Origin of the sequence: Streptomyces swartbergensis (assembly GCF_002148965.1) — a bacterium.
GTDB lineage: Bacteria > Actinomycetota > Actinomycetes > Streptomycetales > Streptomycetaceae > Streptomyces > Streptomyces swartbergensis.
In genome coordinates this window covers 14,192-35,857 of record NZ_NGFN01000015.1, presented here as the reverse complement: position 1 = coordinate 35,857, position 21,666 = coordinate 14,192, and the positions used below count along the sequence as shown (strand labels likewise).

Annotated in this window: 15 protein-coding genes; 8 read left to right on the top strand and 7 right to left on the bottom strand. The window is 71.6% G+C overall.

The genetic code is table 11. The features are described from left to right. The first annotated feature begins 92 nt into the window (after positions 1–92). Together CA983_RS04645 and CA983_RS04640 are read left to right on the top strand one after the other, a co-directional pair. On the top strand, positions 93–602 hold the full coding sequence (locus CA983_RS04645) for an excalibur calcium-binding domain-containing protein (protein WP_086599601.1): 510 nt from the start codon (positions 93–95) through the stop codon (positions 600–602). 92 nt (positions 603–694) lie between these two features. Beyond that, a complete protein-coding gene (locus CA983_RS04640) occupies positions 695–1,213 on the top strand; it encodes an NUDIX hydrolase (protein ID WP_086599600.1) in 519 nt (172 codons plus the stop codon). 340 nt (positions 1,214–1,553) lie between these two features. On the opposite strand, the gene CA983_RS04635 is transcribed toward CA983_RS04640, so the two are convergent. Beyond that, positions 1,554–2,672, bottom strand: a complete 1,119-nt coding sequence (locus tag CA983_RS04635; protein WP_086599599.1) for a serine hydrolase domain-containing protein — start codon at positions 2,670–2,672, stop codon at positions 1,554–1,556. 171 nt (positions 2,673–2,843) lie between these two features. Here CA983_RS04635 and CA983_RS04630 point away from each other — a divergent pair, with 171 nt between their 5' ends. Beyond that, positions 2,844–3,503 (top strand): TetR/AcrR family transcriptional regulator, encoded by a 660-nt coding sequence (locus CA983_RS04630; RefSeq protein ID WP_086599598.1) that lies wholly within the window; start codon positions 2,844–2,846, stop codon positions 3,501–3,503. A 121-nt stretch (positions 3,504–3,624) separates the two neighbouring features. Here the strand turns inward: CA983_RS04630 and CA983_RS04625 are convergent, their stop codons facing one another. The 3 genes from CA983_RS04625 to CA983_RS04615 form a co-directional block, all read right to left on the bottom strand. Next, the gene (locus CA983_RS04625) at positions 3,625–4,494 is read right to left on the bottom strand and encodes an MBL fold metallo-hydrolase (RefSeq protein ID WP_086599597.1); all 870 of its coding nucleotides are present in this window, start codon (positions 4,492–4,494) and stop codon (positions 3,625–3,627) included. Between the two features lie 250 nt (positions 4,495–4,744). After that, positions 4,745–7,492 carry a pyruvate, phosphate dikinase gene (ppdK, locus tag CA983_RS04620; protein WP_425276416.1) on the bottom strand — a complete coding sequence of 916 codons (2,748 nt, stop codon included), beginning with the start codon at positions 7,490–7,492 and terminating at the stop codon, positions 4,745–4,747. A gap of 405 nt (positions 7,493–7,897) precedes the next feature. After that, positions 7,898–9,124 (bottom strand): ROK family transcriptional regulator, encoded by a 1,227-nt coding sequence (locus CA983_RS04615; RefSeq protein WP_208636883.1) that lies wholly within the window; start codon positions 9,122–9,124, stop codon positions 7,898–7,900. A 120-nt stretch (positions 9,125–9,244) separates the two neighbouring features. Here CA983_RS04615 and CA983_RS04610 point away from each other — a divergent pair, with 120 nt between their 5' ends. The 3 genes from CA983_RS04610 to CA983_RS04600 all read left to right on the top strand — a co-directional run bounded on the left by CA983_RS04610 (position 9,245) and on the right by CA983_RS04600 (position 14,582). Beyond that, positions 9,245–10,657: an MGH1-like glycoside hydrolase domain-containing protein gene (locus tag CA983_RS04610; protein WP_086599594.1), complete on the top strand. Its 1,413-nt coding sequence runs from the start codon at positions 9,245–9,247 to the stop codon at positions 10,655–10,657. Beyond that, complete coding sequence (locus tag CA983_RS04605) at positions 10,654–12,591, top strand: amylo-alpha-1,6-glucosidase (protein WP_086599593.1); 1,938 nt, start codon at positions 10,654–10,656, stop codon at positions 12,589–12,591. The genes CA983_RS04610 and CA983_RS04605 overlap by 4 nt, the downstream gene beginning before the upstream one ends. 164 nt (positions 12,592–12,755) lie before the next feature. After that, positions 12,756–14,582: an alkaline phosphatase family protein gene (locus CA983_RS04600; RefSeq protein ID WP_425276415.1), complete on the top strand. Its 1,827-nt coding sequence runs from the start codon at positions 12,756–12,758 to the stop codon at positions 14,580–14,582. On the opposite strand, the gene dusB is transcribed toward CA983_RS04600, so the two are convergent. Then, the gene (gene dusB, locus CA983_RS04595; RefSeq protein WP_086599592.1) at positions 14,583–15,716 is read right to left on the bottom strand and encodes a tRNA dihydrouridine synthase DusB; all 1,134 of its coding nucleotides are present in this window, start codon (positions 15,714–15,716) and stop codon (positions 14,583–14,585) included. It lies immediately after the preceding gene. A 78-nt stretch (positions 15,717–15,794) separates the two neighbouring features. Here dusB and CA983_RS04590 point away from each other — a divergent pair, with 78 nt between their 5' ends. After that, a complete protein-coding gene (locus CA983_RS04590; RefSeq protein WP_086599620.1) occupies positions 15,795–17,240 on the top strand; it encodes an MFS transporter in 1,446 nt (481 codons plus the stop codon). Here the strand turns inward: CA983_RS04590 and afsR are convergent, their stop codons facing one another. Beyond that, positions 17,241–20,162 carry an SARP-family global regulator AfsR gene (gene afsR, locus CA983_RS04585; protein WP_425276417.1) on the bottom strand — a complete coding sequence of 974 codons (2,922 nt, stop codon included), beginning with the start codon at positions 20,160–20,162 and terminating at the stop codon, positions 17,241–17,243. A 367-nt stretch (positions 20,163–20,529) separates the two neighbouring features. On the opposite strand from afsR, the gene CA983_RS04580 reads away from it, so the two are divergent. Beyond that, the gene (locus tag CA983_RS04580; RefSeq protein ID WP_244206639.1) at positions 20,530–20,703 is read left to right on the top strand and encodes a hypothetical protein; all 174 of its coding nucleotides are present in this window, start codon (positions 20,530–20,532) and stop codon (positions 20,701–20,703) included. 9 nt (positions 20,704–20,712) lie between these two features. On the opposite strand, the gene CA983_RS04575 is transcribed toward CA983_RS04580, so the two are convergent. Continuing rightward, on the bottom strand, positions 20,713–21,648 hold the full coding sequence (locus CA983_RS04575; RefSeq protein WP_167407329.1) for an MmyB family transcriptional regulator: 936 nt from the start codon (positions 21,646–21,648) through the stop codon (positions 20,713–20,715). Positions 21,649–21,666: the final 18 nt, after the last annotated feature.

Sequence of the window (21,666 nt, the reverse complement as noted above, 5' to 3'; positions counted from 1 at the left end):
ACGTGACCATCACAGAATGGTCACCTCTCCCTCATCTGGGGCCTCCCGGACCTACGGTCATCCCCTCACGTGTCACCACTGGGGGGATGACCATGACCAATCCGTACACCGGCCCGCACAACAACCCGTATCCCGGGCCGCCCGCGCCGCAGCCCGCACGCCCGGCGCCCCGCTGGGCCCGGAAGCGTTACCTGCTGCCCGCCCTCGGCCTGGCCCTGTTCATCGGGGCCGGCATCGGCGCGGGCGGCGACACGACGACCGACGCGAAACCCGCGGCCGCCAAGCCGCAGCCGACCGTCACGGTCACCGCGACGACCACCGCCACCGCGACCCCGCTCGCGAAGGAGCCGGAACCCGCTCCCACGGTCACCGCCACCAAGACCGTCAGAGCCACCACCACGGTCACGGCGCGACCGGCCGCGGGCGCCGGCTCCGACGACAACGGCTCGGGCAGCTCGGGTGGTTCGGGCGGCTCCGAGAACGTCTACTACGCCAACTGCTCCGCCGTCCGTGCCGCCGGTGCCGCCCCGATCCACCGCGGTGAACCCGGCTACGCCTCCCACCTGGACCGTGACAACGACGGCGTGGCCTGCGACACCTGACCCGGGCCCGCCGGTGACCATCGGCGCGTCCGGCCGTTCCACCGTTTGGGCAGCTCGTCCCGGGCTGCCCGGACGACGGAAGGAACACCACCGTGGACACGACCGTGCCCGCCACCGACGTACAGCGCGTGCTGCCGCGTGACGAGTGGGTCAAGACGCTGCCGCAGACCATCGTCGCGTCGTGCGTACTGCTCCTCGACGCCGAGGACCGGATCCTGCTGCTGCGCTACGCCGAGGGCCAGCCCGGTGCCGGGCTCTGGGGGCTGCCGGGCGGCATGCTCGACCACGGAGAGGACCCCGTGGGCGCCGCGTGCCGTGAGCTGCACGAGGAGACCGGCATCGTGCTTGACCGGGCGCCCCGGTTCCTCGGCTACGACCACCGGGCCGATGTGAAGGGCACGGGCCCGGTGCTCGACTTCTACTTCCACGGCGGCCGTCTCGCCCCCGGGCAGACCGTGAGGTGCAGCAGCGAACACGACCAGGACGGCCTGTTCGCCCTCTCCGACCTGGAATCCACGTCGCTGTCGGTCCCACTGCCGGCCCTCACCGCGCTGCACACGGCCGCCCTGACGGGAACCGTCGTCTGCCTGCGGGATGGTCTGCCCCACTGACAGCCCCCTCAGGCCCGTCACGACATGGACAGCAGGTCCGCCTCCCGCACTCGGTCCTGAGGGATCAGCAGGTCGAAGCAGCGGCCCAGCGCGACGTCGAACCAGTTCCGGTCTCCCGGACAGCCGGTGCCGACACTGCGCGTGGGCCGGGCCTCGGCGAGCCAGGAAGACCAGCTCGGCGCTCTCGGTCCGGTGCTGATTGCCGGCGTGCTGTGGACGACCCGCTGTCTGGACGCCGCCGTCGAGGAGCTGCGGGCGGCCTATGAGCGCGAGCACGTCGCCCTGGACGAGGACGTCACCCGCGCCTCCACCCCGGTCGACGGCTCCGCAGGCGGCCCAGTCAGCCGTACATCGCCACGCGGTAAAGAGTCGCAAGCGCGTCGTCGATGGGGTGAGGCTGTGGCTTGCCGGAGGAGTCGAGCTTGTTCCACCTCTGCAGGTTCACCGCGACGGACATCTGCCGCTTGCCGTCGGCACGGATCATGGCCAGCGCTCCACCACCCCAGACCGTGCCGCCATGGCCCCAGAAGGTGCCCTGCCCCGGACCCTCCATCGGGTGCAGGCCGAGGCCGTAGTCGATGGTCTTCCCCTCTTGGGAGATGACCGGGACGGTACGTTGCATCTGCGCCAGCGACGACGGACTGACGATCTCTCCGGCCAGCAACATGCCGAAGAAGCGGTTGAGGTCCGTGACGGTCGATATCAGCGAGGCCGACGGCCCCACCCATGACATGTCGTAGACGCTGTAGTCGCGCGGCGGGTCGATCATGCCGAACCACGCCTCGTAGAGCTGCGAGTGCGGCCCGTTGACGTACGGTCCGGCCGGGAGCTCGGTGTCCCGGAGCCCGGCGCGCTCGATGACGTTCCGGGTGATGTACCGCTCGGCCGTAGTGCCGGTCACCTGTTCCAGGAGTTCGCAGAGGAGCAGGTAGTTGGTGTTGGAGTACACCCCCGGAACACCGCCCGGGGCGCCGACGGCAGGCGCGGTGACCCCCATCTCGATCAGTTCGGCGGGGTCGAACCGCGTGAACCGGTGGTCGTCCAGGCTCTGGGGTCCGGTGCCCGCGAGGGCGGGAAACGCCTTGAGGGAGGGGTAGGCGTACGGGAGATACTCGGCGAGGCCGCTGGTGTGGTTGATCAGCATCCGGACCGTGATCGCGTCACCGCGTTCTCCGGGAACCAGCTTGGGAAGGTACTGGCCGATCGGTGTGTCGAGACCGATCTGACCGCTCTCGACCTGTTGTAAGACCGCGGCGGCGGTGAAGGTCTTGGTGATGCTGCCGACGCGGTGCCGCATGTCGGCGGTGGCGGGACGGCCGGTGACAACGTCGGCGACCCCGGCGGCGCCGCGCCAGACCTGGTCGCCGTCTCGCACCTCGGCGAACAGGCCCGGCATCCCGGCGCGGTGGACGTTTTCCATGGCGGCGTTCAGTGCCGCGCAGTCCAGTGGGCTCTTCACGTCATGCGTCCTTTCGTGTTCCCCGGGGTGAGCTCCGCATCGGTCGCCGCTCCGGACAACAGGGCACGAGTGGCATGCCGGCCCGCCCGGCATACGCATGCCCCCATTATGCACGCGGTGCGTGCAACGCCAAGTGCACCGATAGTCTGGGAGCCGGCGAGGGGAGCAGAGATGGCAGGCCGAAGGCGTTGGTCGACCGAGGAGATCCTGGATGCGGCGGCGGACCTGCTGCGCACGAGCGACGCGGATTCGTTCAGCGTGCGCAAGCTCGCCGCGGCCCTCGGGACAGATTCCTCCAGCCTCTACCGGCACTTCCGCAGCAAGACGGAACTGCTGCGCGCGGTCGCCGACCGGATCCTCCTGGCCGCGATGGATGGCTACCGCCCCGAGGGTGACTGGAAGCAGCGCATCACGACCCTGGCTCTGCGCCTGAGAGAGGCCTTCGGCCGGCAGCCCCAGCTCGCCGCGGTCTGGGGACGCTACGCCTCGTCCGGCACCGGTTCCCGGATGGTCATGGAAGAGGTGCTGCAGGCTCTGCGCCTGTCTGGACTGCCCGACGAGGCGATCCCGGCGCGCTACCACCGGATCGCGGTCCTCATCGCCGCGTTGATCGCCTCCGAGGCCGGGGTCAGCACCGTCACCCCCGGCGAGTACGAACAGGGCATGGAGCTGTTCCGCGTGGCGGTCCTGGGCGCCGACCCCGAACGCTTCCCGGCCCTGGCCCACTTCGCCCGCGACGTCCGTCCCCTCGGGGTGGATCGCCGCGCTTCGTTCGAGGAGATCCTCGCCGCCCACCTGGCCCACATCGAGGCCGCAGCCTGCCCGAGCTAGCCGACCGGATCGGGAGTGCCGGCAAACCAGGGCAGGCTCGAGGTCGGGAGGCGGCCGCCGCCTCACGGAAATCGGAGCGTCTGCATGCCCTCGCGGCCTGACCGGCACCGAACCGCCCGGATCAAGCCGAGAGGAACGGCTCCGTCAAATGCGGCGTCGCCAGGTGCAGCGTGATGGCGGGTTCGCGGCCGAGCATGCGCTCCCTCGAGTGCCTGGCCGCCACAGGGTCGGCCTCGTGCGCGTAGGCGAGCTCGGGATGGAGCAGTTGGAGCGCGTGCACCAGGAGGTCGCCGGTGACGAGCGCGTGCTCGCGCCCGTCGGCGACCAGCACGCTCTGGTGGCCGGGCGTGTGACCGGGCGTGGCGACCGCGCGCCCGGCGCGCAGCGGCGTGTCCCCGTCGAGGAGCCGGAGCCGGCCGGCCGCCGCGAGCGGGTCGGTGAGGGTCTCGCGAAGCTGCGGGTTGAGCCCGTCGAGGGCGTCGAACTCGGCCCGCTGGAGCAGGTATTCGGCGTTCGGGAAATAGGGGCGGCGGCCGCTGGTCGCGCCGTCGGCCGAAGCGTTGCCGTCCACCGCGCCGCCCGCTGACGGGACGGCCGCCTCGGTCACGACCGCCCACCCGACGTGGTCGGTGTGCAGATGTGTGAGCACCACGGTGTCGACTTCGGCCGGGTCGATGCCCGCGGCGGCGAGCGACTCGGGGAGCGCACCGGGCACGGGCGCCCACGAGCCGGCCGGGCTGTCCGCCGGACCGATCCCGGCGTCCACGACGGTGAGGCCCTTGTCGCCGCGGATCGCGTAGGCGCGGAACTGGAGCCGCCAGCGGCCCTCGGCGTCGACCGCGCCCGGGTCGTAGCGGTCGGCCTCGGCCCACTGTGCGGCCGTGGCCTCGGGGAAGGCCTCGGCGCGCGGGGAGAAGAACGGGCCCTCGCCGTCTGCGAGGGCGATGATCTCGGTCGAGCCGATCCAGAGGCGGGGATCGCTGAGGGCCATGGCCGCGATCCTGCCATGCCTGGGGTAGTTGCCGCAGAGAGCGGGGGCGCACCTCCGCACAAGGTGCGCCCCCGCTCTCCTCCGTGCACCGGAGCCGCCGCGATCGGTGAGGGTGGTCGGGGACCACGACGGCTCCGGGTCCTGAGCGGCCCTGCACGGGCCAGGCCACGCGGTGCGTTGGCCCCGCACGGGCCACGCCGTGCGGGGCCCGCACGGGCCACGCATCCCGGTGGCCCGCCCGGGCCGCGGCCTACCGGTGGTCGCTGCCCTGCGACTGCACCGCCGCCCGGCCCGCCTCCAGCCGGGCCACCGGGATGCGGAACGGGGAGCAGGAGACGTAGTCGAGTCCCACCTCGTGGAAGAAGTGGACCGACTCCGGGTCACCGCCGTGCTCGCCGCAGACGCCGAGCTTGAGGTCGGGACGGGTCTCGCGGCCGGCCTTGGCGGCGAGCTTCACCAGGGAGCCGACGCCGTCCTTGTCGATCGTCTCGAACGGGGAGACGCCGAAGATGCCCTTCTCCAGGTACGCCGTGAAGAACGAGGCCTCCACGTCGTCCCGGCTGAAGCCCCAGACCGTCTGGGTGAGGTCGTTCGTGCCGAAGGAGAAGAACTCGGCGGCCTCGGCGATCTGGCCGGCGGTCAGGGCGGCGCGCGGCAGCTCGATCATCGTGCCGATGGACAGCTTGAGCTGCGTGCCCGAGGCCGCTTCGACCTCGGCGATGACCTGGTCGGCCTCCTCGCGCACGATCTCCAGCTCCTGCACCGTGCCGACGAGCGGGATCATGATCTCGGCGCGCGGGTCGCCCTTGGCGGCCTTGCGCTCGGCGGCGGCCTCGGCGATCGCCCGGACCTGCATGGTGAACAGGCCGGGGATGACCAGGCCGAGGCGCACCCCGCGCAGGCCCAGCATCGGGTTCTGCTCGTGCAGGCGGTGGACCGCCTGGAGGAGGCGGAGCTCGTTCTCGTGCGGCTCCTGGCGGGACTCCGCGAGGGCGACGCGCACCGACAGTTCGGTGATGTCGGGCAGGAACTCGTGCAGCGGCGGGTCCAGGAGGCGGACGGTGACCGGGAGGCCGTCCATCGACTCGAAGAGCTGGACGAAGTCCTGCTTCTGCAGCGGCAGCAGTTCCTTGAGGGACTCCTCGCGCTCGGCCTGGGTGTCGGCCAGGATCAGCCGCTCCACCAGCTCGCGCCGGTCGCCGAGGAACATGTGCTCGGTGCGGCACAGGCCGATGCCCTGGGCGCCGAAGCGGCGGGCCCGCAGCGCGTCCTCGGCGTTGTCGGCGTTGGCCCGCACGCGCAGGCGGCGCTTGCGGTCGGCGAACGCCATGATGCGGTGGACCGCCTCGACCAGCTCGTCGGCGTCCTCGGCACCGGCGTGCATCCGGCCCTCGAAGTACTCCACGACCGGGGACGGCACGACCGGCACCTCACCGAGGTACACCTTGCCCGTCGAGCCGTCGATGGAGACGACGTCGCCCTCCTCGACGACGTGCCCGCCCGGCACGGTCATCCGGCGGCGCTTGGTGTCGACCTCCAGCTCCTCGGCGCCGCAGACACAGGTCTTGCCCATGCCGCGGGCGACGACGGCCGCGTGGGAGGTCTTGCCGCCGCGCGAGGTCAGGATGCCCTCGGCTGCGATCATGCCGTCGAGGTCGTCGGGGTTGGTCTCGCGGCGGATCAGGATGACCTTCTCGCCGGAGCGGGACCACTTGACGGCGGTGTAGGAGTCGAACACCGCCTTGCCGACCGCCGCGCCCGGGGAGGCCGCGATGCCCCGGCCGACCGTCGCGACCTTCGCGCTCTCGTCGAAGCGGGGGAACATCAGCTGGGCGAGCTGGGCGCCGTTGACGCGGGTGAGCGCCTCGGCCTCGTCGATCAGGCCCTGGTCCACCAGCTGGGTCGCGATCCGGAAGGCCGCGCCCGCGGTGCGCTTGCCGACCCGGGTCTGGAGCATCCACAGCACACCGCGCTCGATGGTGAACTCGATGTCGCAGAGGTCCTTGTAGTGGTTCTCCAGCGTCTCCATGATCTGCATGAGCTGGTCGTACGACTTCTTGTCGATCCGCTCCAGCTCGGCGAGCGGCACGGTGTTGCGGATGCCCGCGACCACGTCCTCGCCCTGCGCGTTCTGGAGGTAGTCGCCGTAGACGCCCTGGTGGCCGGAGGCGGGGTCACGGGTGAAGGCGACGCCGGTGCCGGAGTCGGGGCCGAGGTTGCCGAAGACCATCGAGCAGACGTTGACGGCGGTGCCCAGGTCGTGCGGGATGCGCTCCTGGCGGCGGTAGAGCTTGGCCCGGTCGGTGTTCCAGGAGTCGAAGACCGCGTGGATGGCGAGGTCCATCTGCTCGCGCGGGTCCTGCGGGAAGTCCCGGCCGGCCTCGGTCTTGACGATCTTCTTGAACTTGGTGACGAGCTTCTTGAGGTCGGCCGCCTCCAGTTCCGTGTCGACCGTGACCTTCTTGGCCGCCTTGGCCGCCTCCAGCGCGTCCTCGAAGAGCTCGCCGTCCACGCCCAGCACGGTCTTGCCGAACATCTGGATGAGGCGGCGGTAGGAGTCCCAGGCGAAGCGCTCGTCGCCGGCCTGCTTGGCCAGGCCCTGCACCGACTTGTCGGAGAGGCCGATGTTGAGGACGGTGTCCATCATGCCGGGCATGGAGAACTTGGCGCCCGAGCGCACCGACACCAGCAGCGGGTCGTCGGCCTGGCCGAGCTTCTTGCCCATGCGCTGCTCCAGCGCGTCGAGGTGCGCACTCACCTCGTCACGCAGTGCCGCCGGCTCCTCGCCGCTGTCCAGGTAGACCTTGCACGCCTCGGTGGTGATGGTGAAGCCGGGCGGGACGGGAAGGCCCAGGTTCGTCATCTCGGCGAGGTTCGCGCCCTTGCCACCGAGGAGGTCCTTGAGGTCCTTGTTGCCCTCGGTGAAGTCGTAAACGAACTTCACGCCCTCAACACTCTTACCGTGCTCAGCTACGTGGGGATCTTTGTTTTCCGACACGGGTCTCGACTCCTCGAGGACGCGGTGGCTGCCCTGACGGCGAGGAACATACCCAGATCAAAGGCTTCTGGGTACGTCCACTCGCGCGTCATACGCCTGTAACCACTCGTCCGCCAGGGGATCGAAAGTCAAGGCTGGGCAAGCAATCACAGGTGTATGTTTTCACTTCTTGAACGCACGGACCTTCGCGAACTCCATTGAGCGCTCATATGAGCAGTGTTCGGCACGATTGATTTCGCTCGATGAACGATCAAAGGGTGGCACTCAGTGCCACCCTTTGGAGAAGTGCAGTCGCTCAAGATCCGCTCATCTGAGCGCAACCCTTATCAGGGGTGGCGAGAATCACGCTGCCACAGCCGACGGAATTTCACCATGCGGACGCGTCTCGGGGCCGAAATGTCCCTGTCACACCCCGAGCGCGCGCAGCCGCTCCTCGACCCGCTCGGGGGCGTAGAGGTGCTCCACGACCATCGCCCCGGCCCCGACCAGCCCGGACCGCTCGCCGAGCCGTGACGTCACGATGTCCAGGTGGGCGGTGGAGCGGGGCAGCGCCCGCTGGTAGAGCAGTTCGCGCACGCCCGTGAGGAACGGGGTTCCGGCCAGATCCCCGGCGATCATCAGCACCCCTGGGTTGAGCAGCGTCACCACGGTCGCCAGCACGTCCCCGACCCGGCGCCCGGCCTCCCGGGCCAGGCCGACCGCCTCGGGATGCCCGGACGCCAGCAGGTCCCGTACGTCCGAGCCGGAGGCCGCCGGCACCCCGGCCTCCGCCAGCCGCCGCGCCACCGCGCCACCGCTCGCGACGGCGGCCAGACAGCCGTAGGAACCGCACCGGCACAGCGTCTGGGCGCCCTCCGGCACCCGGATGTGCCCGATGTCCCCGGCGCCCCCGTCGATGCCCCGGAACACCGCGCCGTCCACCACGACCCCGGCGCCGATGCCGGTGGAGACCTTGACCAGCACGAAGGCGGAGCAGTCGGGATAGCCGGTGCGCTGTTCGCCGTAGGCCATGAGGTTGGCGTCGTTGTCCACCAGCACCGGCACCTCGGCGGCGCCCGTGTGCTCGGCGAGCGCCCGGGACAGCCGGCTCCTTATGTCGTAGCCGTCCCAGCCGGGCATGATCGGCGGCTGGACGACGCGGCCGGTCTCGGTGTCCACCGGGCCGGGCACGGCGAGCCCCACGCCGCACACCGACTCGGCCCCGCGTCCGGTCTTCTCCAGCAGCTCGCCGAACCAGCGGCCGAGTTCGCCCAGCAGGAGGTCCGGCCCGTCGTCGACGACGAGGGTGCCGGAGTGCTCGGCGAGGATCTCTCCGCTCAGCGACAGCACCGCCGCCCGCGCGTGCCGGGTGTCGAGGTCGGCGGCCAGGACCACCGCGTGCTCGTCGTCGAACTCCAGGGTGATGGAGGGGCGCCCGCCCAGCGGGGAGTCCACCGGCCCCCCGGCGCCCTCGCGCAGCCAGCCCGCGCGGAAGAGCCGGTCGAGCCGCTGCCCGACGGTGGCCCGGGACAGTCCGGTCGCCTGCTGGAGCGCACCCCGGGTCACGGCGCGGCGACTGCGCACCAGTTCGAGCAGTTCGCCGGCGCTCGCCTGGCCGGCACCTCGCCCCGTCCTCCCGGGCCGTCCGGTCATGCACACCCCCTTGTGTTTCTCAACCTTGCCTTACATAGTGGGTTTTGCGTGTTAAATAGACGTAACCCCACGGTAGCCGCAGCCGAACCGATCGGCCGGACGTCTTTCGGAGAGCCCCGAGTGGACAGCACCGCCCAACGCGCCCCTCGTCCCACGGGACGAACCATTGCATACGATCCGTCCAGTGCCGCGTCGCCCCTGCACGTCAGGGCCGCCGCCGTGCTGGAGGCCGGCTGGACCGGCACGTCCACCGTGCCCTCGCGTGGTCTGTATCCGCACCAGTGGTCCTGGGACTCGGCGTTCATCGCGATCGGCCTGCGGCACGTGTCGCCGTTACGGGCACAGACGGAGCTGGAGACGCTGCTGGCGGCACAGTGGGCGGACGGGCGGATCCCGCACATCGTCTTCAACCCCTCCGTCCCGCTCGACGCGTACTTCCCGAGCCCCGACTTCTGGCGTTCCTCGACCGCGGGGCACGCCGCGGGCGCCCCGCGCACCGTACAGACCTCCGGGATCGTGCAGCCACCGGTCCACGCGCTGGCCGCGTGGCTGGTGCACCTCGCCGACCCCGGTCTGTCCCGGGCGCGCGGCTTCCTCGCCCGGGCGTATCCCCGGCTCGCGGCCTGGCACCGGTATCTGCTGCACCGGCGCGACCTGGGCGGAGGCGGACTGGTGTCCGTCGTGCACCCCTGGGAACAGGGTATGGACAACAGCCCCTGCTGGGACCGTCCGCTCTCCCGGGTCACTCCGGCCCCGGCCCGCTCCTTCCGCCGCGCCGACCTCGACCACGGATCCCCCGAGGACCGGCCGACCGATCTGGACTACGGGCGCTATGTGCGGCTGGCCGCCGATTACCGGGATCGTGGATACGCGGACGGACCGGGCGACTTCTCGGTGGAGGACCCGGCGTTCAACGCCCTGCTCATCGCCTCCGAGCACGCCCTGGCCCGGATCGCCGGCGAGCTGGGCGCGGCGGGATCGGCCCGGCAGGACCGTGCCGAGCGGCTCACCGCCGCCCTGGTGGAGCGGCTCTGGGAGCCGTCGGCGGGGATGTTCCTGTGCCGGGACGTGCGCGCCGGGGAGCTGATCCCCGAGCGCGGTGTCTCCGGGCTCGTCCCCCTGCTGCTGCCGACCCTGCCCCGCGACCTCGCGGCCATGTTGGTGCGCACCGTCTGCGGCCCGCACTTCGGCCTCGGCGGCACGACCCGGCTGGTGCCCAGCTACGACCTGCTCGGCGACGCCTTCGACCCGCACCGCTACTGGCGCGGCCCGGCCTGGTTCAACACCAACTGGCTGCTGGAGCGCGGGCTGCGGCTGCACGGCGAGCGCGGCCGGGCCGACGCCCTGCGCAAGGGGATCCTGCACACCGCGGGCGCCTCCGACTTCGCGGAGTACGTGGACCCGTACACCGGACAGGCCTGCGGCGCCACCGGCTTCGGCTGGACCGCCGCCCTCACGCTCGACCTGCTGCACGACCGGCCCGCATGGGACAGGAACGGCGTCACGGCGATCAAGGGAGAGGACCGGGGATGACGGACCGGCATCATCTGCTCGTGCACGGCGGGACGTTCGCCGCCGTCGGCGACCGCGGCGACATCAGCGGCTACCGGGGCGGCAGCGCCCCGGACGGAATGTTCGTACAGGACGCGAGGCACCTGAGCCGGTGGCAGCTCACCGTCGACGGGGCCGTGCCCGACACGCTGACGCCGGTGGCCGACGGGGACACCGCGCGCTGCGTCCTCGTGCCCCGCGGCGGCCGCAACGAGCCGCCCGCGTACACGCTCTTCCGCGAACAGGCCGTCGGGGACGCCGCGTTCGTCGAGTCCCTGCGGGTCACCAGCAACCGCCCGGTGCCGACGACGGTCCGCCTCGCGGTCACCGCCGACGCCGACTTCACCGACCAGTTCGAACTGCGCTCCGACCACCGCACCTACACGAAGGCCGGCGCCGTCCGCTCCCGGAAGGTCCTCGGGCACGGCGTGGAGTTCACCTACCGGCGCGGCGAGTGGCGGTCCGTCACGACCGTGACGGCCGACCCCCAGCCGGACGCCGTGGAGGAGACCGGCACCGGCGCCCGCCGCCTGGTGTGGACCCTGGACCTCGAACCGCACGGCACGGCCGAGCTGGTCCTGCGCGTCATGGCCCGCCCGCACGGCGACAAGCGCGCCCTGCGCGTGCCCCGCTCCCCCGCCGCCCTCCAGGAGCGGCTCCTCGCCCGTGAGGGCCGGTTCATGGAGGGCGTCGCCTTCCCGGCCGGCTGGCCGGAGCTGTCCGCGGCCTGCGCCCGGGGCCTCGCCGACCTGGCCGCGCTCCAGGTCCCGGCGACGGGCCCGGACGGCGAGGAACTGCGCGTCCCGGCCGCCGGCGCCCCCTGGTTCCTGACCCTGCTGGGCCGGGACGCCCTGCTGACCTCGCTGTTCACACTGCCCTACCGGCCCCGGCTGGCCGCCGCCACACTGCCCGCGCTCGCCGCGACCCAGGCCACGGACACCGGTGTCAGCGAGGTCGCCCAGCCCGGCAAGATCGTGCACGAGGTGCGGCACGGCGAACTGGCGCACTTCGGCCAGGTCCCCTACGCCCGCTACTACGGCTCGGTCGACGCCACGCCCCTGTTCCTCGTCCTGCTCGGCGCGTACACCGAGCAGACCGGTGACACCGGCCTGGCCCGCCGTCTGGAGCGGCACGCCCGCGCGGCGGTCGGCTGGATGCTCGACCACGGCGGCCTGACCTCGCGCGGCTACCTCGTCTACCGCGCCGACCAGGGCGGCCTCGCCAACCAGAACTGGAAGGACTCCCCCGGCGCCATCTGCTCCGCCGAGGGCACCCGCCCGGGCGGCCCGGTGACGGCCGCGGGCGCCCAGGGCTACGCGTACGACGCGCTGCGCCGCACGGCGTGGCTGGCGCGCACGGTGTGGCAGGACGTGACGTACGCGGACCTGCTGGAACAGGCGGCCGGTGATCTGCGCGACCGTTTCCAGCGGGACTTCTGGATGCCGGAGCACTCCTTCCCGGCACTCGCGCTCGACGGCGGGGGCCGGCAGGTCGACGCGCTCGCCTCCGACGCCGGGCATCTGTTGTGGTCGGGCCTGCTGGACAAGGAGTACGGCGAGCAGGTCGGCCGGCGCCTGCTGGAGCCGGACTTCTTCTCCGGCTGGGGCGTGCGCACCCTGGCCGCCGGCCAGCCCGCCTACCACCCGCTCTCCTACCACCGCGGCTCGGTCTGGCCGCACGACAACGCGCTGATCGCGCTCGGCCTGGCCCGCTACGGGCTGCACGACGAGGCCCGTGCGATCGCCCGCGGCCTCGTCGACGCGGCGAGCGCGACCGGCCACCGGCTGCCGGAGGTCCTCGCGGGCTACGGCCGCGACACCCATCCCGAGCCGGTGCCGTACCCGCACGCGTGCGTGCGCGAATCCCGGTCGGCGTCGGCCCCGTTGGCACTACTCACGGCGGTCGGCGGCGCCTGAAGGCCCCCTCCGGGCCGGTTGGCCGGGCGTTTGCCCGGAGTTTGCCGAGCGCTGGCCCGGCGGGCTGAACACACCTGCCGGACGCCCCGTACGGAACTGCGGCGGACCCGTACCCCCACGCGGGTCCGCCACCTCGCCGCGTTCCGCACGGGAAGGACCTCCGGGTGCCTGTCTTCACACGCTTCAGCCGGTCGCCGCAGCCGGGCATCCCAGGGGGCGGGGCCGGGACGGAGCGTGACGAGAGGGAAGAGGCCGTCGCAGCGGAGGCGGAGACTCCCGCCGCCGTCGCAGTGGAGGCGGAGACGCCCACCCCCCGATCCCGCCTCGCCCACCTCCGCGCCTGGCGCACCCGTCACCCCCGGGCCGCCCGCGCCCTCCGTCTGACCACCACCGCCCTCGCCGCCGGCCTGGTCCTCGGGGCCCTGCTGCTGCCCAACACCCTCCCCGCCGTCGAGCCGGACCGCTTCGCGCGGATCCCGGCGGAGGCGGTCATCGGGGCCGTCGTCATGCTGGTGCTGCCGCGCCGGCCCCGGCTGGTGGCGGCGGTGCTGTACGGGCTCGGGCTCACCGCGCTGACCACGGTGAACCTGCTCGACATGGGGTTCAACGAGTACCTGGGCCGGGGCTTCAACGCCGCGCTCGACTGGGACCTGCTGCCCGACGCGCAGGCGTACGTCGAGGACACTCTGGGCGGCGGCGTCGCGACCGCCGCGGCCGTCGGCGCGGTCGTGCTCGTCCTGCTCGTGGCGGCCCTCATGGTCGCGGCGACGATCCGGCTCTCCGGCGTGCTGTCCCGCCACCGCGCCCGGGCGACCAAGGGCGCCCTGCTCGCCGGCACCGTCTGGGTCACCTGCGCCGCCCTGGGCCTGACGCTCTTCGGGGGCCCGATCGCCTCCGAGCGCGGGGCCGGGGCCCTCCGGGTGCACGCGCAGCGGACCGTGCAGTCGCTGCGGGACGAGGCGGCGTTCGCGTGGGAGGCGAAGGCGGACACCTTCGGCAACACCCCACCCGACCAGCTCCTGCCGGACCTGCGCGGCAAGGACGTGATCTTCACGTTCATCGAGAGCTACGGCCGCAGCGCGATCGAGGACCCGATCATGGCACCCGGCGTCGGCCGGACCCTCGACACGAGCGCCGAGGCCCTGGCGAAGGCCGGCTTCCACGCCCGCAGCGGCTGGCTGACCTCGGCGACCTTCGGCGGCAGCAGCTGGCTCGGCCACTCCACGACCATGTCCGGCCTGTGGATCGACAACCAGCGCCGCTACCGCACGGTCACCGCGGGCGACCACCTGACCCTCACCAAGGCGTTCCGGAAGACCGGCGCGTGGGACACGGTGGGCGTGATGCCGGGCGTGCAGAAGGGCTGGCCGGAGGAGAAGTGGTACGGCCTCGACAAGCTCTACGACGCCTTCGACCTGGGCTACCGGGGCCCGAAGTTCAGCTGGTCGACGATGCCCGACCAGTACGCGCTGGAGGCGTTCCAGCGCCGGGTGCACGGAAAGAAGCGCGACAAGCCGCTGATGTCGTTCGTCATCCTGACCTCAAGCCACCAGCCCTGGGCGCCCCTCCCGAAGATGGTCGGCTGGGACGAGATCGGCGACGGCTCGGTCTTCGGCGCCATCGAGAAGGCCGGCAAGAAGGCGTCGGACGTCCTCACCGACACCACCAGGTCCCGGCAGGAGTACGGCAAGTCCATCCAGTACTCGGTCACCAGCCTCACCCAGTGGCTGGAGCGCTACGGCACCGACGACACCGTCCTGGTCTTCCTCGGCGACCACCAGCCCATGGCCCGGGTCAGCGGCAACCGCGCGAGCCGGGACGTGCCGGTGTCGATCGTCGCTAAGGACCCGAAGGTCCTCGACAAGGTCGCCGACTGGAACTGGACGGAAGGCCTCAAGCCGGACCGCGACGCCCCCGTCTGGAAGATGAGCGCGTTCCGCGACCGCTTCCTGAAGGCGTACGGCTCCACACCGCACGCCTCGGGAGGCTGATCAGCCGCCGGAGGTGTCCAGCTCCGCTTCCTCGCCGACGCCCGCGCAGTCGTACGGGTCCTTCAGCCAGCCGTCCGGCAGCACCACGCGGTTGTTGCCGGACGTACGGCCCCGGGGCCCGTCGGCGCCGGCGGGCCAGGGCTGGTCGAGGTCCAGCTCGTCCAGGCCCGAGCGCAGCTCCTGGAGCGACGAGGTGATCGCGAGCCGCTTGCGCATCTCGGAGCCGACCGCGAAGCCCTTCAGGTACCAGGCGACGTGCTTGCGGAAGTCGATCACGCCCCGGGACTCGTCGCCGATCCACTCGCCGAGCAGCGTGGCGTGCCGGACCATGACGTCGGCGACTTCCCGGAGGGCGGGCCGTGCGATGTCCTGGGAGCGCCCCTCGAAAGCCGCGACCAGGTCGGAGAACAGCCAGGGCCGGCCCAGGCATCCGCGCCCGACCACCACCCCGTCGCAGCCGGTCTCGCGCACCATCCGCAGGGCGTCCTCGGCCGACCAGATGTCGCCGTTGCCGAGCACGGGGATCTCCGGGACGTGTTCCTTCAGCCGGGCGATGGCGTCCCAGTCGGCGGTGCCGCCGTAGTGCTGGGCGGCCGTGCGGCCGTGCAGGGCGATGGCGGTGACGCCCTCCTCGACGGCGATGCGGCCGGCGTCGAGGTAGGTGATGTGGTCGTCGTCGATGCCCTTGCGCATCTTCATCGTCACGGGCAGGTCGCCGGCACCGCTGACCGCCTCGCGCAGGATGGCCCGCAGCAGGTTCCGCTTGTACGGGAGCGCGGAGCCGCCGCCCTTGCGGGTCACCTTGGGCACCGGGCAGCCGAAGTTGAGGTCGATGTGGTCGGCGAGGTCCTCCTCCGCGATCATGCGGACGGCCTTGCCGACGGTCGCCGGGTCCACGCCGTACAGCTGGATGGACCGGGGCCGCTCACTCGCGTCGAAGTGAATGAGCTGCATCGTCTTCTCGTTGCGCTCGACCAGCGCCCGCGTGGTGATCATCTCGCTCACGAACAGGCCCTTGCCACCACTGAACTCCCGGCACAGCGTGCGGAAGGGCGCGTTGGTGATCCCGGCCATCGGGGCCAGGACGACGGGGGGCTGGACGGTGTGCGGGCCGATCTGCAGGGGCGTGGACATGCCTCCATTGTGCCGTGCAATGAAAAGGCAAAATTCGTTAGTTAGCCACACTATCGAAATCGGCGTACGATGACGTCCATGCCCGAGCTCAGCCCCCGCCGCCGCATGCTGGTGCTCGCGATCTGCTGTATGAGCCTGCTGATCGTGAGCCTGGACAACACGGTCCTGAACGTGGCCCTCCCCTCCATGCAGCGCGACCTGCACGCGAGCACGTCCGGCCTCCAGTGGACGATCGACGCCTACACCCTGGTCCTGGCCTCGCTGCTGATGCTCGCGGGCTCCACCGCCGACCGGATCGGCCGCAAGCGCGTCTTCATGGCGGGGCTGGTCGTCTTCACCCTCGGCTCGGTGCTGTGCTCGCTCGCGCCGAACCTGGAGGCGCTGGTCGTCTTCCGGATGGTGCAGGCGGTGGGCGGCTCGATGCTGAACCCGGTCGCCATGTCGATCATCACCAACACCTTCACCGACCCGCGCGAACGGGCCCGGGCGATCGGCGCGTGGGGCGCGGTCGTCGGCATCTCGATGGCCGCCGGCCCGCTGGTCGGAGGCCTCCTGGTCGATTCGGTCGGCTGGCGCTCGATCTTCTGGATCAACCTGCCGGTGGGCCTGGCGGCACTGCTCCTCACCCTGCGCTTCGTCCCCGAGTCCCGCGCCGGCAAGGCCCGCCGCCCCGACCCGGTCGGCCAGCTCCTGGTGATCGCCCTGTTCGGCTCCCTGACGTACGCGATCATCGAGGCGCCGAGCACGCCGTTCGCGTCGGTGGCCCCGCTGGCCGTGGTCGCCCTGGCCGCGCTCGCCGGCCTGCTCTGGTACGAGCCGCGCCGCGCGGAACCCCTGATCGACCTGCGCTTCTTCCGCTCGGCACCGTTCAGCGGGGCCACGGTCATCGCCATCAGCGCGTTCGCGGCACTCGGCGGCTTCCTGTTCCTGTCCACGCTGTACCTCCAGAACGTACGCGGCCTGACCGCCCTGGAGGCGGGCCTGTGGATGCTGCCGATGGCGGCCCCGACCTTCCTGTGCGCCCCGCTCTCCGGCCGCCTGGTCGGCAGCCGGGGCCCGCGTCTGCCCCTGCTGATCGCGGGCTGCGCGATGACGGCGAGCGGCGTCCTCTTCGCGGCGTTCGAGGCCGAGACCTCGAACACCACCCTCTTCGCCGGGTACGTCCTCTTCGGCATCGGCTTCGGTTTCGTCAACGCGCCGATCACCAACACGGCGGTCTCCGGCATGCCCCGCGCCCAGGCGGGCGTGGCGGCAGCGGTCGCCTCCACGAGCCGCCAGCTCGGCCAGACGCTGGGTGTGGCCGTGGTGGGCGCGGTGCTCGCCTCGGGCGTGGGGGCGTCCTCGTACCGCGACATGTTCGTGTCGGCCGCCCGGCCGGGCTGGTGGATCATCGCGGCGTGCGGTTTCGCGGTGCTGGCGTTGGGGGCGGTGAGCAGTGGGCGCTGGGCTCGGGGGACCGCCGAGCGGACGGCGGAGCGGCTGGAGTCGGCTGCAGTGCATCAGCCGACCGGGGCCGGCGCGTAGTCACGCGGTGAGACTCGGTCCGAGCAGCCCGTGCACTGCCTCCGCCTCGGGAGAGCCCAGCGCTTCGTACACAGCCAGGGCGTCCCTCAGACAGGCAGCTGCTCGGTCGGTCTGACCGAGTGCGTCGAGCGCACGGCCGAGCACGGTCAACACGTTGGCGCGGCGCCACTCGCCCCCCATGCTCCCCAGCACGGCAAGTGAGGCCTCCGCCGCACCGGCCGCCGCTCCGGCGTCCCCCATGGCCAAGTGGACTTCCGCGACCCGGGAGAGCGTCATGCCCTCCCGCAGCTGCTGCCGGCTGGCACGGAACACTTCGAGCGCCTCGTTGAGCAGGTTCATCGCCTCGCTCATCGCCCCGGTCGCGGTGAGGGCCAGGGCCAGGGCGTAGCGGGCGCCGGCGCCCCGGAGTGTGTGGCCGAGGCGATCACTGATCTCGACGCCCTGCCTGGCCAGTTGTACCGCGCTCTCCTCCCGCCCGGTGATCAGGTGGATTCGGGAGAGGTTGCACAGCGCCATCGCCAGGGCCGGTTCGTCCCCGTGCGAGCGGAAGTTCTCGATGGCCTGGCGGAGGTGGGTTTCGCCATCCGCGTGGTGACCGTTGTGGAGAGCGATGACCGCCCTGGTGTCGAGTACGCGACCGGTCGACCAGGGGTCGTTGACGGCTTCGCAGAGCGTCCCGGCCTTACGCGCCTCCGCATCCGCTTCCGCGAAGCGCCCGGCCAGAAAGTGCACGTGTGCGAGAACCACCCGCGTCCGCACCTCGGCGTGCCGGTCGCCCACGGCCACTGCCAGGTCGCGCAGGTCCGCAGCGGCCGACTGGTAGTGCACGAAGGCGCTCCCGGACTCGGCGAGATCCTGAAGGACCAGCAGCAGATCGGCCCCCTTGCGCAGTCGCCCAATCGCAGATGCTTGCTGGACGAGGGACAGCAGACAGGCCGCCTCGGTGAAGAGCCAGTCTCGTGCGGAACCACGATCCGGAAACACCATGCCCGGGTATTCCGTGCCCTCGAGATGGTCCACCAGTCGATCTCCCGGCCGCTCGATCGCATAAGCCCCCACCGCCGTAGCGAGGTAGAAGTCCAGCAACCGCGACATCGCCGCGTCCCGCTCGTTCGGCGGCTGCTCGTCGCGTTCAGCGCACCCACGCGCGTAGAGGCGGACGAGGTCGTGGTAGCGGTAGCGCTCCGGTGCCGCCGACTCCAGCAGTGAGGTGTCCACCAGGGACTCCAGCAGGTCTTCGGTCTCCGCCGTCCCCAGTTCCAGCACCGATGCTGCCGCCGCCAGGGAGATGTCCGGGCCATCCGCCAAACTCAGCAGGCGGAACGCACGCGCCTGCGCCGGCTCGAGCTGGCCGTAGACCAGCTCAAAGGCCGCCTTCACCGTCAGGTCGCCGGCCTGGAGCTCGTCCAGCCGTCGGTGTTCGTCCGCCAGCTTCGTCGCCAGGACAGAGACCGTCCACGTGCGGCGGGCCGCCAACCGCGCGGCTGCGACCCGGATGGCCAGCGGGAGGAAGCCGCACGCCGCGAGGACCTCCAGGGCCGCATCCCGCTCGGACTCCACCCGTTCCTCGCCCACGATCTTCGTGAACAGTTGCAACGCCTCTTCCGAGGTCATCACGTCGAGGTCGACCAGGTGGCAGCCGGCCAGATCCACCATGCGCACTCGCGACGTGACCAACGCCGCGCATCCCTCCGTCCCGGGCAGCAACGGTCTCACCTGGGCCGCATCCCGAGCGTTGTCCAGCAGCACCAGCACTCGCCGCCCGTCCAGCACCGAGCGGTACAGGGCAGCCCGTTCCTCCAGCGAGTCCGGGATCGCCGAATCGGGCGTGCCCAGGGCCCGCAGCAAGAAGCCCAGTACCGACTCCGGCTCCACCCCCCGCGGACCGGCGCCCCGCAGATCGACGTACAACTGTCCGTCCGGGAAGGCCGCCCGCGCCTGGTGTGCCACTCGCACCGCCAACGCCGTCTTGCCGACGCCCCCGATGCCCGCCACCGCCACCACGCGGCCCTCCGCCGACGCCAGGATCTCGCTCAGCTCCGCCACGAACCCGGCACGGCCCGTGAAGTCGTACACCGGCATGGGGAGTTGTGCTGGGCGCACCGGTACCGCCGCAGGCTCGGTGGCCCGCGGCGTCGATTCCGACAGGGCCGGGTCGGCCTGAAGGATCCGTTGTTGAAGTTCCCTCAGCCCCGGGCGCGGGTCCACGCCCAGTTCGTCGGCCAGCAGGCGACGCGTGTCGGCGTACACCGCCAGCGCTTCCGCCTGACGGCCGCTCCGGTACAGCGCAAGCATCAGCAGCTCACGCAAACGCTCCCGCAAGGGGTGCGCCGCCGTCAGGGCTGTCAGCTCGGAGACGGCCTCAGCATGGTTTCCCTGCACCAGCGCCATGTCCAGGCGCGACTCCTGGAGTTGGAGGCGCCACTCCTCCAGGCGAACCCGCTGGTCCTCCGCATAGGGGCCCGGGACACCGGCCAACGACTCCCCGTCCCACAGGTTCAGGGCCTGGTCCAGCAAGCTCCGCGCACGGCTCAGGTCTCCGGCGTTCCTCGCGGTCTCGGCATCCAGCGCCAGATTCTGCGCCGTCGTCAGGTCCAGAGCGCCCTCGAGCAGCCCCCGAATCGCGTAACCGCCCGACTCGGACACCAGGACCCCGGCGCCCAGTCCCTTCCGCAGTCGGGAGGCGTACGTCCGTACCGCCGCGAGCGCCTGCGACGGAGGTTCCTCACCCCACAGGGCGTCGATGAGCTCCCCGGCGGTCGCCGTGCGGCCCGCACGGAGCAACAGGGCCGCGAGCAGAGCTCGCTGCTGGGGAGAGCCGGTGGACAGCGGCTGGTCGCCCCGCCAGACTCGAACGGAACCGAGCACGGAAAAGCGCAGATCACCACCAGGGTTGTCGCTGTCGCGCCACACCCCGTCCATCATCGCCTCCCTGAGAAGCAGGCTACCAGCACGTTTAGCGCCCGTATATCGATCGTTTATTCCTGCCTGGGATGCTCAGCCGAGCAGCGCTCCGTGACTTGCCCAGTCCGGGCCTGACTTGAGCCGGGGATCTCCGGGACTGGCATCCCGGGGGCCCCTGCTCGTCTGCGTCTTCTGCCAACTCTGGCCCATTCAGGCTCCCTTGAGCTACCGTCATGCCACACGCCACGGTGCTGCGAGTGGTTCGGCCCCCATGCCAAGGGTCCATATCGGTTCCCCTTGCCGCACGTGCCGCGTATCCGGACTGGGCACTGTCGCAAGGGAGAAGAATGCCGTCATGCAAGCAAGCGATCCGTCCATGTGGCTTATGGCGGGAGTGGTTGTCACTCTTGCCTACTTCGTACTGGTCGGCTACCTCGCCAAGGCGCTGCGGGCAACCCAGCGGCTCCCCGTGGTGATCGCATCCATCGCGGGCCTCATGGGAACTCTGCCCGCGGTCCTGTACGCGCTGTACTACGTCGTCGCCAACGTCGTGGCGTGACAACGCGCGTCATCCGAGCCCCGGCCGGGGCAAGTGCCCTTGCCCCGGCGAACGGCCCGTCGGGCGCTCCGACGCGATCGCGTGCAGCCTCTCCAGCCGCTCCCGCGACTCCTGGTCCGCGGGGACGTACGTGACGATCCGCGGGCCCGTCCCCGGCGTCAGCCACAGGTCCGTGTGGTCGACGGTGATACGGCCGACGTGGCGGTTGAGGAACTCCTTGCGTTTGGTGCGGTGGGCGACGACCTCGTGCCGGTCCCAGGCCGTGCGGAAGGCGGGGGACTCCGCGCGCAGTCGCTTCAGGAGCATCTTCCAGGCGGGCTCGGCGAGATGGCCGGCCATCGCGGCCCGGAAGCGCGCGGCCATCAGACGCTGCGTCTCCTCCAAGTGCACGATCGACGACTGCCACTCGGCGTGCGTGTAGGACAGGACCATGCAGTTGCGGTCCTCGGACGGCACCGCGTCCAGGTCGCACAGCAGCAACCCGTAGGTGCGGTTGTAGGCGAGGATGTCGTACCGGCTGTTCTGGAGGCACGCCGGGAACGGCTCGACTTGCTCCAGCACCGCCCGCATCGCCGGCGTGACCGACGGGCACGCGGTCGCCGGCGTCGGGTCGGCGGCCCCGGCCAGCCGGAAGAGGTGGGCGCGCTCGCTGGGGTCCAGCAGCAGCGCGCGGGCCAGCGCGTCGAGGACCTGGACCGAGACCTGAATGGCCCGGGCCTGCTCCAACCACGTGTACCAGGTGACGCCCACGGCGGAGAGCTGGGCCACCTCCTCGCGGCGCAGACCCGGTGTACGACGCCGGCGGCCCCGGGGCAGGCCGACCTGCTCGGGGGTGATCCGCTCGCGGCGGCTGCGCAGGAACGCCGCCAGCTCGTGCCGCCGGACGTCCGCGTCGCGGGGCACCTCGGGCGGGCGTGCCGCTGTCTCCTGCGCCATGGTCGCCATGCCCTTCAGCCTGCCGCC